Genomic DNA, 13,998 nt, shown 5'->3' with positions numbered 1-13,998 from the left:
CAACCCTATGCGCAATGAAGCTTTGCATGGTTACCTGATCCATTATCGTAAATATCGTGAGAAGAGTCATCTTGTCTATTTATTTACTGAGGAATATGGCCGGATTGACGGAATTTTACGTCAGGTTCCCCCGCCACAGTATCAATCTTTAGCACTTCAGGCTTCTGGTAAAGGTGAACTCAAAAATTTCAGTAAACTTGAAATCGTAAATCAGCCTATTTTCTTTTACGGTGATGCATTCTTCTCTGGCTTTTATTTAAACGAATTATTACTTCGGTTATGTCCGCTTGAAGAGGCGATGCCACAGACTTATCAGCAGTATCAGTTGACATTAGTCAAGTTACAGCAACTGGCAGTAAATACACAGCCCGGGCTGCTATTAAGACAAATTTTACGCCAGTTTGAACATATTTTGCTTGAAGAGCTTGGTTATGCTATCGATTTCTCGGTAGATGCCCATCAGCAGCCAGTTGAACCGGAACGACATTACCATTTTCAGATCCAGGAAGGTTTTATACCTGTACAAAAAGCCAGTTCAGCTACCTTGGCTGGCCAGAGCCTTCTCACAATGCTGGACTATGAAAAAGGTGCAGATTTCTCCCAGCCACAGTTACAGCTATTATCTCGACTTTATCGCCAGATGATTACATCTTTACTGGGTGACCGGCCATTGAAGAGCCGCCAGTTATGGATTCAAAATACTCATTCTCAATCTTAATCAGGAATTTATTATGGCTGCATTGCTTGGTGTAAACATAGATCACGTTGCTACTTTAAGACAAGCACGAGGCACCGTTTATCCGGACCCGGTGAATGCGGCACTGATTTGTGAACAGGCCGGTGCAGAGGGTATTACCCTGCATTTACGTGAAGACCGCCGTCATATTCAGGATGGTGATGTACGCCGTATGCGTCCAGCTTTGAAAACTCGTATGAATCTTGAGATTGCCGTAACTAATGAAATGGTTGAGTTTGCTAAAGAAATCCGTCCACAGCATGTTTGCTTTGTACCGGAGAAACGACAGGAACTGACCACAGAAGGCGGTCTGGATGTAGTGACTAATTTTGAAAAAGTTAAAGCAGCAACTCAGGCATTATTACAAGTTGGTTGTGATGTTTCTCTCTTTATTGATGCCGATCTGGCACAGATTGACGCGGCTATTGCCTGTGGTGCACCTACCATCGAGATTCATACCGGTGCTTATGCAGATGCTCATAATGAAGCAGAACAACAGGCAGAGCTTGAACGTATTATTAAGGGAACTGAATATGCTGCAGGTAAAGGCCTAGTAGTAAATGCAGGACATGGTTTAAACATTGACAACGTGACGCCAATTGCAGCAATTCCACAGATCCATGAATTAAATATTGGACATTCGATTATTGCAGATAGTCTTTTTATTGGACTGGCACAAGCTGTACAGCAAATGAAAGCAGCAATTAAGGCAGCACGTTAATTATGTCGACTTTAAACTATGATGAACTGATGCAGCCAGTAAAAGCTTTTCTCGGTTGTGAAACCCCGAAAGCCTGGCTGGATGAAGCACTGAATAATTTAGAGCTACTGATGCAGGACCATGCCAACTGTGAAAAAAAAGCAGCTGGTACAGCAATGAACCTGATGTTCCGTTACAGCTTTTTTACCGACTTGCAAGTCAAGCTGGCACAGTTAGTTCGTGAAGAGATGCTGCATTATGAACAGGTACTTGAGTTTATGGCTAAACGTGGTCAAGAATGGAAGGCGGTCAGTGCTGGGCGTTATGCAGCCGGCTTGCGCAAAGAAATTCGTACTTATGAGCCAGAAGCTTTAATTGATGTACTAATTATTGGGGCTTTTGTAGAGGCGCGTTCTTGCGAGCGGTTTTATGCACTTGCACCGCTGGTCGATGAAGAGTTAGGACGTTACTATCGCTATTTGCTTAAATCTGAGTCTCGACACTTCGAGGATTATCTGGCTTTGGCGCTCGACGTGGCCAAGACAGCAAAACTTAAAAATGCTGAAGAAGATATCCAGACACGCACTGAACATATCCGGGAAATTGAAAAAGCTCTGATTTTAAGTTCAGATGATCTTTTCAGGTTCCACAGTGGTGTTCCGGCTAAAACTGCAGCTTAACCCCGAGTGCTAATAAGAAATCCTTCTTTATGAAGGATTTTTTTAGTTTGAAAAAATAGTAGTTATTAAAAAACAGACAATAAAAAGCCCGCTTTAATGCTGCGGGCTTTTATATATTTGGCTCTCCCACCTGGGCTCGAACCAGGGACCTGCGGATTAACAGTCCGTCGCTCTACCGACTGAGCTATGGGAGAATCTGAATGCGATTATAGAGGGATTTTAAAGTGGGTCAAGCTTAAATTGTCATATTTCTGATGCTGGAGTCCCATATGCTTTTTATTTAGTCAAATATTGAAATAAAACAGAAAAAAGCTTTACAGTGCGAATCAACTGTTGCTAGATTAATAACAGAACAGAGCGCTTGAGTAAAACCAAGCAGTGTGGATTTAAACCAACTTGCCAGCACTAAAATGGCTAAACAGGAGAAGGCGAATGAATACGCTATCTATTTCTCAGATTTTCTCTCATTTTTCTTTATATCAGAAAAATTATCTTTCTATTATTCAAGATACTGAACAGTATTTTACGCCGGTAACAGAAGCCTTTATTGACCTTTGGCCAGCTGGTAGACATCAACTTTACTTAGGTGATCTGCTACAACTCTGGTTGAGTGAAAAGTGGTTAATAGAAAAAACCCATTCCTCAATTTTAGATACTCTTTCAGCAACACCGCAACAAATTCAGCAGCTGAAGAAAGATCAGTATATTTATCAAATCACAGGCAGCAACTTATCTGGTCGGAATCAGGCAAAAGTCTGGTCAGTTTCACAGCAAGATGTAGTCTCAGTGTCGTTAGACAGTGCCTTTAAGTTTTACTGTATTTATAAGGGAATAACCCGTCCGCAGAAGCACCATATAAATTCGGGTAAATTTCTGAAATCAGCAATTTAGAGAGAACTTAAAAATCCTAAGATAATAATTAACTTTATAGCTGGCCTATTTAAGATAAAAACGCTTAAAGAGAGCATTACTTTAATACTTTGAAGGCGTAAAGCTAGGTTAGAGTTTGCTGAAAAACAGGCTTGCTCGATTCGGGATTTTTAATCTGGAGCAAGCCGGAGAAGAATAACTGCTAATTACGGAGAATCATGCAAGTGGCTGTTGCAAAAGCATAAAGTTTTCCTTTTTCATCAAAAATTTTTCCTTCAGCAATACCAAGGTTCTTGCTGAGATTGATGAGGGTTCCTGTAGCTTGTAATTCTTTGTTTTTAGGGATTGGACGGCACATTTTAATATTTAAATCTATAGTTCCATATCCTGCACCTGCTTCTAGCATACTGTGAACTGCACAGCCTGTAACAGAATCCAGAACAGTTGCTGCAAAGCCTCCATGTACACCACCTAACGGGTTCAGATGCCGCTCATCTGCTTTCACCTTGAAGGTAACAGTACCCTGGGTGACTTCTACAGACTGCATGGGCATGGTTTTGCCAATGCTGGCTGAGGGCAATACCCCATCACGCATTGCTGTGAGCAGTTCAAGACCAGTCATTTGTTTGGGATCTTTCATTTTTCTTCCTGTTCTACTATTAATTTATAAAGTTCTAAAAAGGAACTTGTTATTAACTTAGCGGATCGATTAAATTAAAGTCAATAAATTTTTATATGTTAGACAGAAATGAAATGGTCTGAAACCCAGCAGCAGAACTGTCCTGTAGCACAAACACTTGCCATGATTGGTGACCGCTGGACTTTATTAATTATTCGTGATGCATTTTTAGGACTGTCCCGTTTTGAACAGTTTCAAAAATCATTGGGAATTACCCGGCATGTACTTGCAGAGCGTTTAAAACGTTTGGTTGAAGAAGGCATACTGGAAAAACAAAGTTACATAGACCGCCAGCAACGTTTTGAGTACGTGCTGACTGCCAAAGGTAGGGACTTAAAACCTATTTTAATGGCAATCGTCGAGTGGGGTGTGCAGTGGACAGATGCAGAAGAACCAAAATTTTATTTGAAAAAGGAAATATTGGAAGAATTAAAATAGACAGTGAACCCGAGCTAAAAAAGCCTGCTATGTAAGCAGGCTTTTCTAATTACAGGATTTATTTGGCAGCTTTTTCAGCCTCAACAGAAGCAACAGCTGCATCTACACCTTCAATGGAGTCTGCTGCTTTTTTAATACGTGCCAGAGCATCTACCAGTACTTCATCAGCAGTAGCATAAGAAATACGCATAAAACCTCCCAGACCAAATGCATCACCTGGAACTACTGCAACACCAGTTTCTTCCAGTAACCATTCAGAGAATTCTGTGCAAGATTTAAGACCTTTAGCACGAATAAGAGGTTTAATGTTGGCATAGGCATAAAAAGCACCATCTGCAGGCAAACAAGAAATACCATTGATTTCATTAAGACCATTTACAACAAGGTCATGGCGGCGTTTAAATGCTTCAATCATTGGCTCAAGTACATCTTGCGGGCCATTAAGTGCAGCTTCTGCAGCCACCTGTGAAATTGAGGTCGGATTAGAAGTTGACTGAGACTGGATCTTTTTCATTGCCCCAATCAGCTTGGCAGGACCTGCTGCATAACCAATACGCCAGCCAGTCATTGCATAAGCTTTAGATACGCCATTTAATACGATGGTGCGGTCATATAAATCTGGCGCAACAGTTGCGATATTATAAAATTCATCATCCCAGCGGATCGGTTCATACATATCATCAGATGCAATATAAACTTCCGGATATTTGCGAAGGACCTCAGCTAGAGCTTCCAGTTCAGCTTTGGTATAAATCATACCTGTAGGGTTGGAAGGGCTGTTTAATACCACCAGACGGGTTTTGTCAGTAATTGCAGCTTCCAGCTGTTCAGGTGTAATTTTGAAACGCTGCTCTTCACCGCATTTCACAATAACAGGTACACCTTCAGCAATAATCACCATATCTGGATAACTAACCCAGTAAGGTGCAGGAATAATTACTTCATCACCTTTATTTAAAAGTGCGAGTGCAAGGTTAAAAAATGACTGTTTACCACCGCAAGAAACCAGAATCTGGTTTGGTTGGTAATCCAGATTATTGTCACGTTTAAACTTGGCAATAATTGCTTTTTTTAGGCCTGGCGTACCGTCAACAGCGGTATATTTAGTAAAACCATTATTGATCGCTGTAATAGCAGCGTCTTTGATGTGTTGTGGTGTATCAAAATCAGGTTCACCTGCGCCCAAACCAATCACATTCTTTCCAGCAGCTTTTAACTCAGCCGCTTTATTAGTTACAGCAAGCGTTGGGGACGGTTTGATGGCATTTACACGATCAGAGAGACGTACGTCCACGGCAATATTCCTTCTTATGGGGATTAAAAATAAAAAGCAATATTATCTTAGCGTAAAAACTGCTTAAAGGGCGTGTAAAAATTACCATATCAGTAAAAAAATGAAAAAGATGGAATCACCTCATGATGAAGCTACAAAAAATCCCGGAATGTCTGTTCGATTTGAACGGAAAAGCACGTTACAATATGGATTGTTTTATTTTGAGTTAGTGTATGAGCCAAAACAAAAAGCCACTGGTCAAGCTCCCGTTTCCAGTGCCGGCAGCCGATCATCCGGAGCAGGTTGCTGTACATAACCAGGTTCGCCCTAAAGCTGAAAACTATGCCGACCGTACATGGGCTCCGCCACGTGGCACTCGGCGCTCTATGGGTAAGCGTTAGTTATAAAAACAGGTAGATTGCCTGTTTTTATAACCCCACACAGTTTAATTTATAGCGTGCTGTTTTGGTAATAATGTTGTTTTTTCTGATACATCTGCTGATCAGCACGTTTTAATAAAGCTTCTATGCTTTCATTTTCCCTGCTCGTAGCACATCCCATGGAAATACTGATAGGTTGGCTGGCATAATACTGGTTATCAATCTTGAACAGTTCTTCAATAGTTTGCGTTACAGTCAGTGTTTCAGCTTCTGTAGCTGTAGGCAAGAGAATGACGAACTCATCACCTCCAATGCGTGATGCAGTATAACGGGTGTTTTCAATCGCCTGATTAAGTACGTTTCCGACTCTGCGTAATAGCCCATCACCAATATCATGACCTAAGGTGTCATTAATTTCCTTTAAACTGTTCATGTCTATAAAAATACAGGAAACAGGACGCAAACGGCTACGTTCAAGACGTTTGACTTCCTCAGAAAAGAAGGCCCGGTTGCAGAGCTGAGTCAGCACATCATGCCTGCCCAGATATTCCAGATAATTTTCAGCCTTTTTACGTGCGCTGATATCGGTTAAAGCGACCTGCACCATTCCCCAGTCTTTTTCATAACCGGGAAATACGGTAAATTGCAAAATAACATGACGGACACTGCCATCAAGCGCATAATTAACTGCTTCACGCTGGTGATGCAGATTACCATTCCAGAGTTCAATCAGCTGTTCACGGAAGGTCTGCTGCATCTCGTCAGCAAAAATCTGATCAGTATTTTTTAATAAACTCTCTTTATCTGGCGCTTTAAACAGGTCCAGTGTTGCCTGATTTACGTCGATAATCACAATATCATCGATACACTGGTTAACGAACTCACTATGAACATCTAAAAAGGTATGGAAATCCTGAATATTTAGCTGTTTTAGCTGATCAAAACGCTGTTTGATGCGACTGAAATCTTCTACCCATAAAGAAGTCGGTGAATAGATAAATAATGATTCGGCAAGAATGCGGTTCTTTTCTTCCTGACGTCGGGCATTTTCGTAGTGGGTAATATCTTCTGTGGTTAGAAGCAGGCGTGAAAGATCATGTTCATAACCAGGTAAAACGATAGCTCTTAACTGAATATCTAAACGTTTACCAGTTAGGGTATAATTTACAGCAGTACTAAAAAATTCGGTTTCTCCCTGCCATAGTGCTACTAGTTCCTGAATGTGGGTTTGATACATGTCCTGCTGAAAAATATTTGCAGTATGTTTAATCAGATCTTGCTGGCTGTCTGCTTCAAAAACTTCTAAAGTTTTGGGATTGACCCGAATGACCTTGATTTTATGAGCACAGTTGCGTACCCGTTCTATATCTTCTTTGAGAAATGCGGCCAGATCATTTATACCTTCTGAACGCCAGACATCAAACTGTTTTTTGATTTCACTATAATCTTCAAGCCACATGGGAATTGGAGAAAGATCAAATATTGAAGAATCAAACAGTTCCATGCTTATATCCACATTTTAGGTGACTGGCGAGAGTATAGGGGTAAACAGATTTTTTTAGAACAAATAAGCCGATGAAAATAAGTGGTTATCTGGATAACAGATATTTATGAAGCTGTAATTACTGAGCTGAATAAGTTAATAATCTAAAAATCTGTCATATTTTACTTTTAATATTTCTAGTTTCAGCCCAGTAATTTATAAATATATAATAAAATTAAATTTTAAGCTTTGGCAAGCCGATTGACCGGATGCTCAATTTCAATTTCTCCTTCCCAGAGGCGAATAAAATCCTGTTCATTAAAATCATAAAGTTCCATCAATGCGATGATGACACCAGTAAACACCAAGGCTCCTTCAGTATTTTCCGGGAAATCATAAATTTTACCATTGAATTTAGATAAAATATCACTGATTTCATGTTCGCGGCCACGTCCATAGCGGTCACGTGGATACATATCTTCATTAAGTACAATCAGGGCAACGGCTTTTTCAGCTTTTTTCAACCGGGTTTTGTCTAAAGCCGCCTCAAACGAGTCACTACCATGATTAAAATAGAAAATGACCTCATCATTAATAAATTGTCTTACCATATCTTGGGTCAGGGTCGGAAACTGTTTTAAAGCATTTCGTTCTACATAAGGCTTAAAAGATTCAGGAAGTATCACATTTTTTGAAATACCTTTAAAAAATGGAGCAATATCTGAAACTTTGTAGCCTGCAATACCACAGCCCAAGGCGGTAATAAAATATTTCATTTTAGGGTGGTTACGGGTATAAACCTTGAAATCCTCTACATAATGCTCAATCTGGCTAAGTGGCATTTGCTGAATATGCTCGTTTAAAGTGGGGATTGCATAACTTTGCCCCGCCCAACCTCGACCCACACCTTTTACTGCTCCAAAATACTGGTGGGCTACCCGGGCAGCGCCATCACTGTGTTCGCCTGCCAGATTACTGCCAAATACAAATACAGTATCTTCAGGCAAAGCTTTGATAATACTTTCATCGTGATATTGGTAGACCATATTAACCAGACTTTTCAGAGAAGTGTGTTGTCATGTTGCCGCTGAAAATGCATAGGGTCAAGTGAAATCTTGAGCGCTTTGAAGTGTAACCAAAACATAGCAAAAAGCTATCAGGAAACGCTTAAACATAAAAGAGTTAGTGCCTGAATTCTGTTAAAATATACAGGTCAATCATGAGCAGAGAAGAGTATCAGTGAGCGAGAGCCGTCCTTTTGAATTGGTTACACAGTATGCGCCTGCCGGAGACCAGCCACAGGCTATTGAGAAACTGGTTAAAGGCATCCAGCAAGGGTATAAAAGTCAACTGTTACTTGGGGTGACAGGTTCAGGTAAGACCTATACTATGGCGAATGTCATTGCACAAACCCAGCGGCCCACTATTGTAATGGCACATAATAAGACTTTAGCTGCCCAGCTCTATGGCGAATTTAAAGCTTTTTTCCCCAATAATGCCGTTGAATACTTCGTCAGTTATTATGACTATTATCAACCAGAAGCTTATGTTCCGTCCTCTGATACCTTTATTGAAAAAGATGCGGCAATTAATGACCACATTGACCAGATGCGGTTGTCTGCTACCCGTTCTTTACTAGAACGTCGTGATGCTATTATTGTCGCTTCGGTTTCTGCTATTTATGGCTTGGGTGATCCTGAAGCCTATATGAAAATGCTACTGCATATTGTTCAGGGAGACCGTGTTGGCCGTGACGATATTATCCGCCGTCTTGTAGAGATGCAATATACCCGTAACGAGCTTGAGTTTGTACGTGGTACCTATCGGATCCGTGGCGAAATTATGGATATCTTTCCGGCAGAGTCAGAACAGAATGCGATCCGTATTGAACTATTTGATGACGAGGTAGATTCAATACGCTGGTTTGACCCTTTAACTGGCAAAATGCTGCGCAAGGTACCCCGTGTAACAATTTACCCGAAAAGTCACTATGTGACACCAAAAGATAATCTGGTTCGTGCAATTGATACTATTCGTGACGAGCTAAAAGACCAGCTTAAATTCTTTCGCGAACACGATAAACTGCTTGAAGCCCAGCGTATCGAACAACGTACCCGGTATGATCTGGAAATGATGCAACAGCTGGGTTATACCAACGGTATCGAAAACTATTCACGCCACTTATCTGGACGTCGTCCGGGTGATGCACCTCCGACTCTGTTTGACTATGTACCTGATGATGCTCTGCTGATTATTGATGAATCACATGTTACTGTACCGCAAATTGGAGCCATGTATAAAGGTGACCGTTCCCGTAAAGAGAACCTGGTAAATTATGGCTTCCGTTTGCCTAGTGCGCTGGATAACCGGCCCATGAAATTTGAGGAATGGGAGCGGATTATACCCACTACGGTCTTTGTGAGTGCCACACCTGCCCGTTATGAACTGGAAAAGTCAGAACAGGTAGTAGAGCAGGTAGTACGGCCAACCGGACTGATTGATCCGGAAATTGAAATACGTCCAGTATTAACTCAGGTCGATGATGTCCTATCAGAAATTAACATACGTAAAAATTTAAATGAGCGTGTACTGGTGACCACTCTTACTAAGCGTATGGCTGAAGATTTAACTGCTTATTTGAAAGAATACGGAGTAAAGGTAGCCTATCTTCATTCAGATATCGATACTGTGGAGCGAGTAAAAATTATTCATGAACTTCGTACCGGGGTGTTTGATGTATTGGTCGGCATTAACTTGTTACGAGAAGGCCTGGATATGCCGGAAGTATCCCTTGTCGCGATTCTGGATGCAGATAAGGAAGGTTTTTTGCGTTCTGAGCGTTCACTCATTCAGACCATTGGTCGCGCCGCACGTAATATTAAGGGCAAGGCAATCTTATATGCTGACCGCATTACGGACTCTATGCAAAAAGCAATTGATGAAACAGAACGTCGCCGTAACAAACAGATTGAATTTAATGAATTGCATGGAATTATTCCGCGTAGCGCAGTGCGTCAGGTCATTAAAGAAATTGATACTGGAGAAGTATTAGCTGAGGACGAGATTGATGAGAAAATCACCGCGCAGGCACTTTCTCTGACAGCCGATGAACGGCATATTTTAGCTGATCCGAAACTTCTAAGTAAGCATATGGCGAAGCTGGAAAAAGAAATGCTTAAAGCTTCTAAAGAGTTACAGTTTGAACAGGCAGCCCGTCTTCGTGATGAAATTCTGCGGCTAAAAGCCCAAATGTTACAATAGTGGCAGGCTGAAAATTTTTCGCAGCAAATTCATAACATAACACTACATAGAGTGCAAAAAGAACGAGTTAAGTTAGATTATTCTGTGAAATAACTCTTTCATTTCTACGAGGTTTCATGTGCTATGACTAAAAATATATCAAAAGCAGGTTGGCAATTAACAAAGATTGCAGTAGGGGGAGCATTGCTGACTGGTCTTGCTGTCGGGACAATGGCATATGCGCAAAGTAAAACCATGCCTGTGGTTGAGCGAGTTGAACTGGATAAGTATCTGGGTGTATGGTACGAAGTAGCCCGAAAACCTATGTACTTTCAGCGAAAATGTGCGCGTGATGTTACAGCTACTTATACGTTAAATGAAAATGGCAACATAACAGTAGATAATCGCTGTTATACCCAGGAAGGTAAAATGATGCGTTCACTAGGTGAAGCATATGTGATTAACCCTCCATTTAACAGTAAACTTGAAGTCAGTTTCCTGCCAGAGGCAATTCGTTGGTTACCCTTAGGCCGAGGCGATTATTGGATCTTGAAGCTTGATGACAATTACCAGACAGTACTGGTAGGGGAACCTTCTCGAAAGTACCTTTGGGTACTGTCACGTACACCACAGGTTAAACAGGACGTGGTAAATGAATACCTGAATTACGCTTCTTCATTGGGTTATAAGCTTGATGATATTATTCATACTCAACATACGACTAAATAATAGATTTGTCTTGATCTTCTGAGTCTTAGAAAACATGTTTAAGTATGATTTTTAAATAAATAGATGAATTTTCCATTTATCTTTTCTGCTCCTTTATAATGCAAGATTAAAAAATAGAGGGGCAGTAGAAAGTGTTTAAAGGCGTTGTGCTATCCGTTACAGCATCACTCACCTTCGGGGTTCTCTATTTTTTTACAACCTTTCTTGCTCCTCTTAATAGTGAGCAAACCTTTGCTTGGCGTATGCTATCAACTTTGCCATTTCTGACATTTTTTATGTATTGGATTGGTGATTTTAAATATATTTCTGCTATTTGGCAGCGGCTTAAAGCCAAACCTCAATTTATTCTAATGTTATTGGTTAGCTCCATTTTATGTACTTCCCAGTTATGGCTCTTTCTGTGGGGTCCAATGAATGGACGAGGCTTACAGGTTTCATTGGGCTATTTCTTATTACCACTGGTCATGGTGCTTATAGGATGTATTTTATTTAAAGAAAAGTTGTCAAGATTTCAGGTAGTGGCAGTAGCACTGGCAGCTATAGGTGTTGGCCATGAACTCTGGCGAATCGGCGGTATAGCTTGGGAAACAGCCTATGTCGCCGTAGCCTATCCCTTTTACTTCTTTTTGCGAAAAAAAATTCATACAGATCATCTGGGAGGCTTCTGGTGGGATATTGTATTAATTCTTCCGGTTGCAATTTATTTGAGCAGCATTGGTCTACATAGTTACAGCCAGTTTCTTGCTTATCCCCACCTATTCCCGGCGATAGCAGGTCTGGGAGCCTTAAGTGCTTTAGGCTTGGGCAGTTATATTTTGGCAAGCCGTTATTTGCCTATGGTAATTTTTGGCTTGCTCAGCTATCTGGAACCTGTACTGCTAGCCTTGGCTTCAGTTGCCTTGGGCGAAGCAATCTCAGGCGATGAATGGCTGACCTATATTCCTATCTGGTGTGCAGTATTGGTGTTAGTAGTAGAAGGAAGCTTACATTTATACCGACAGCAAAAAAATAAACAGGATCTGGTACGTAATCTGAAATCTTACCAGACCCGTTTAAAAGATGACTAGCTAGAGTCTTGAGTAAGAACTACATGATTTGCTAAGTGATTTTATTCACCCAATTTAAGTATTCATATCTCTAGAATTCTGAACAGATAAGCCTGTAAGATAATTTTGTAAAAAATTAGCGATATTTTATGAAATTATAAGCAATATATTGGAAAATATGACCAGCCCTTTCAGCTTTTGTTTCATTCTTGCCGATAATTCCATTACAATTATCGGGTTTTGAAATTCACGCCTAGATACATTATTAATTAGAGGACGTATTTGTGAGCAAAGACACTATCATCGCCCTGCACGCAGAACACCAAGGTCGCTGGAAAAACCGTGAAGAAATTGCGGAACGGATGATTGCGCTGATTGGCCAGTTATACCGTGAAAAAAATATTGTCACTTCTGTTTATGGCCGTTCTTTAGTTAACCGTTCAGTAATCCAGATTTTAAAAGCCCATCGTCGTACCCGCGTAATGGATGTAGAGCTTTCTGTTGTTCATACTTTTCCAATCCTTGAGGCATTGGTAAAAATCGACAATATCGGTTCTGCTGAGATTGATCTGGGTAAACTGGCTGTTGAATATAAGGAACAGGGGGGTGATGTTGACTCTTTTGTAAAAGAGGCTGTCAAGTCACTAGAAGGTAACCCTGCTTCTGCACAGCCTAAAGATGTTGTACTTTATGGCTTTGGCCGTATTGGCCGTATTCTGGCGCGTCTGATTATCAGCCAGTCTGGTCTGGGCCGTGGTCTGAGCTTAAAAGCAATTGTAGTACGTAAAAGTGCAGATGGTGATCTGGCGAAACGTGCTTCTTTGTTGCGTCGTGACTCAATCCATGGTTCATTTGCGGGCACCATCTCAATTGATGAAGAAAATGAAGCAATCATTGCCAATGGTAACTATATCAAAGTGATCTACGCTTCTAGCCCGGCTGAAGTAGACTATACTGAATATGGTATTGAAAATGCTTTAGTTATTGATAACACAGGCAAATGGCGTGATGCAGAGGGCTTGGCTCAGCATCTGAATTGCCCAGGTGCTGCACGTGTTATTTTAACTGCGCCTGGTAAAGGTGAAATGAAAAATGTCGTGTACGGCGTAAATCAGGCAGATATTCTGGATGAAGACAAAATCATCTCTGCTGCTAGTTGTACTACTAATGCGATTACTCCGGTTCTTAAAGTACTGGATGAAAAATATAAAGTTATTAATGGTCATGTTGAAACAGTACACTCATTTACCAATGACCAGAACCTGATTGATAACTACCATAAAGCTGACCGCCGTGGCCGTGCAGCAACACTTAACATGGTAATTACTGAAACTGGAGCTGCTAAGGCTGTTGCTAAGGCATTGCCTCAGCTTAAAGGTAAGTTAACCGGTAATTCAGTACGTGTGCCAACACCAAACGTATCACTGGCAATTCTTAACCTGACTCTGGACCAAGAAGTTGATCGTGAAGAAGTGAACGAATTTATTCGTCAAATTTCAATCAACTCTAACTTGCAGGGCCAGATTGGCTATACCAACTCTACTGAAGTGGTATCGAGCGATTTCATCGGTTCACGTACCGCAGGGGTATTTGATGCACAGGCAACAATTACTTCTGGCAACCGTTTGACTGCTTATGTATGGTATGACAATGAAGTTGGCTATAGCTGTCAGGTATTACGTATTGCTGAGCAGATGGGTGGCGTAAGTTACCCTAAGATTCCTGCTGAAACTAATGCATAAGT

Annotated in this window: 13 protein-coding genes, 1 tRNA gene and 1 pseudogene; 10 read left to right on the top strand and 5 right to left on the bottom strand. The window is 41.0% G+C overall.

Features of this window, described 5'->3' with window-relative positions:
- Nucleotides 1-7: 7 nt before the first annotated feature.
- Genes recO through AC0VYT_RS09525 form a run of 3 tightly spaced genes read left to right on the top strand, consistent with a single transcriptional unit; the run spans nucleotide 8 to nucleotide 2,116 of the window.
- Nucleotides 8-718, top strand: a complete 711-nt coding sequence (recO, locus tag AC0VYT_RS09535) for a DNA repair protein RecO (RefSeq protein ID WP_005019373.1) — start codon at nucleotides 8-10, stop codon at nucleotides 716-718.
- 13 nt (nucleotides 719-731) lie between these two features.
- Nucleotides 732-1,457 (top strand): pyridoxine 5'-phosphate synthase, encoded by a 726-nt coding sequence (pdxJ, locus tag AC0VYT_RS09530; RefSeq protein WP_005019374.1) that lies wholly within the window; start codon nucleotides 732-734, stop codon nucleotides 1,455-1,457.
- 2 nt (nucleotides 1,458-1,459) lie between these two features.
- Nucleotides 1,460-2,116, top strand: coding sequence for a MiaE family protein (locus tag AC0VYT_RS09525; RefSeq protein WP_005019376.1), 657 nt, complete (start codon nucleotides 1,460-1,462; stop codon nucleotides 2,114-2,116).
- Between the two features lie 118 nt (nucleotides 2,117-2,234).
- Here AC0VYT_RS09525 and AC0VYT_RS09520 read toward each other — a convergent pair.
- A tRNA-Asn gene (locus tag AC0VYT_RS09520) sits at nucleotides 2,235-2,310 on the bottom strand.
- 238 nt (nucleotides 2,311-2,548) lie between these two features.
- Here AC0VYT_RS09520 and AC0VYT_RS09515 point away from each other — a divergent pair.
- Entirely contained in the window at nucleotides 2,549-3,007 is a 459-nt protein-coding gene (locus AC0VYT_RS09515; RefSeq protein WP_005019377.1) for a hypothetical protein, read from the top strand.
- Between the two features lie 181 nt (nucleotides 3,008-3,188).
- On the opposite strand, the gene AC0VYT_RS09510 is transcribed toward AC0VYT_RS09515, so the two are convergent.
- Nucleotides 3,189-3,626 carry a PaaI family thioesterase gene (locus AC0VYT_RS09510; RefSeq protein WP_005019378.1) on the bottom strand — a complete coding sequence of 146 codons (438 nt, stop codon included), beginning with the start codon at nucleotides 3,624-3,626 and terminating at the stop codon, nucleotides 3,189-3,191.
- 108 nt (nucleotides 3,627-3,734) lie between these two features.
- On the opposite strand from AC0VYT_RS09510, the pseudogene AC0VYT_RS09505 reads away from it, so the two are divergent.
- Nucleotides 3,735-4,049 (top strand): annotated as a pseudogene (locus tag AC0VYT_RS09505) (winged helix-turn-helix transcriptional regulator); the annotation flags it as partial.
- A 112-nt stretch (nucleotides 4,050-4,161) separates the two neighbouring features.
- On the opposite strand, the gene AC0VYT_RS09500 reads toward AC0VYT_RS09505, so the two are convergent.
- Nucleotides 4,162-5,397 carry a pyridoxal phosphate-dependent aminotransferase gene (locus AC0VYT_RS09500; protein ID WP_005019381.1) on the bottom strand — a complete coding sequence of 412 codons (1,236 nt, stop codon included), beginning with the start codon at nucleotides 5,395-5,397 and terminating at the stop codon, nucleotides 4,162-4,164.
- A gap of 212 nt (nucleotides 5,398-5,609) precedes the next feature.
- Between AC0VYT_RS09500 and AC0VYT_RS09495 the strand changes: the two genes are divergently transcribed.
- Nucleotides 5,610-5,777, top strand: a complete 168-nt coding sequence (locus AC0VYT_RS09495) for a hypothetical protein (RefSeq protein ID WP_005019383.1) — start codon at nucleotides 5,610-5,612, stop codon at nucleotides 5,775-5,777.
- A 49-nt stretch (nucleotides 5,778-5,826) separates the two neighbouring features.
- Here the strand turns inward: AC0VYT_RS09495 and AC0VYT_RS09490 are convergent, their stop codons facing one another.
- Together AC0VYT_RS09490 and AC0VYT_RS09485 are read right to left on the bottom strand one after the other, a co-directional pair.
- Entirely contained in the window at nucleotides 5,827-7,260 is a 1,434-nt protein-coding gene (locus tag AC0VYT_RS09490; RefSeq protein WP_005019387.1) for a sensor domain-containing diguanylate cyclase, read from the bottom strand.
- A gap of 221 nt (nucleotides 7,261-7,481) precedes the next feature.
- The gene (locus tag AC0VYT_RS09485; RefSeq protein WP_005019388.1) at nucleotides 7,482-8,285 is read right to left on the bottom strand and encodes an A1S_2505 family phage non-structural protein; all 804 of its coding nucleotides are present in this window, start codon (nucleotides 8,283-8,285) and stop codon (nucleotides 7,482-7,484) included.
- Between the two features lie 193 nt (nucleotides 8,286-8,478).
- On the opposite strand from AC0VYT_RS09485, the gene uvrB reads away from it, so the two are divergent.
- The 4 genes from uvrB to AC0VYT_RS09465 all read left to right on the top strand — a co-directional run bounded on the left by uvrB (nucleotide 8,479) and on the right by AC0VYT_RS09465 (nucleotide 13,996).
- Nucleotides 8,479-10,500 carry an excinuclease ABC subunit UvrB gene (gene uvrB / locus AC0VYT_RS09480; RefSeq protein ID WP_005019389.1) on the top strand — a complete coding sequence of 674 codons (2,022 nt, stop codon included), beginning with the start codon at nucleotides 8,479-8,481 and terminating at the stop codon, nucleotides 10,498-10,500.
- A 123-nt stretch (nucleotides 10,501-10,623) separates the two neighbouring features.
- Entirely contained in the window at nucleotides 10,624-11,208 is a 585-nt protein-coding gene (locus AC0VYT_RS09475; protein ID WP_005019391.1) for a lipocalin family protein, read from the top strand.
- A 131-nt stretch (nucleotides 11,209-11,339) separates the two neighbouring features.
- Nucleotides 11,340-12,275, top strand: a complete 936-nt coding sequence (gene rarD / locus AC0VYT_RS09470) for an EamA family transporter RarD (RefSeq protein WP_005019392.1) — start codon at nucleotides 11,340-11,342, stop codon at nucleotides 12,273-12,275.
- Nucleotides 12,276-12,538: 263 nt separating this feature from the next.
- The gene (locus tag AC0VYT_RS09465) at nucleotides 12,539-13,996 is read left to right on the top strand and encodes a glyceraldehyde-3-phosphate dehydrogenase (protein ID WP_005019394.1); all 1,458 of its coding nucleotides are present in this window, start codon (nucleotides 12,539-12,541) and stop codon (nucleotides 13,994-13,996) included.
- The last annotated feature ends 2 nt before the right edge of the window (nucleotides 13,997-13,998 follow it).

Source organism: Acinetobacter sp. QJM3NY_42, from assembly GCF_056173745.1.
Note: the sequence above shows the minus strand (reverse complement) of the source record. Positions and strands in the feature narration are given on the sequence as shown.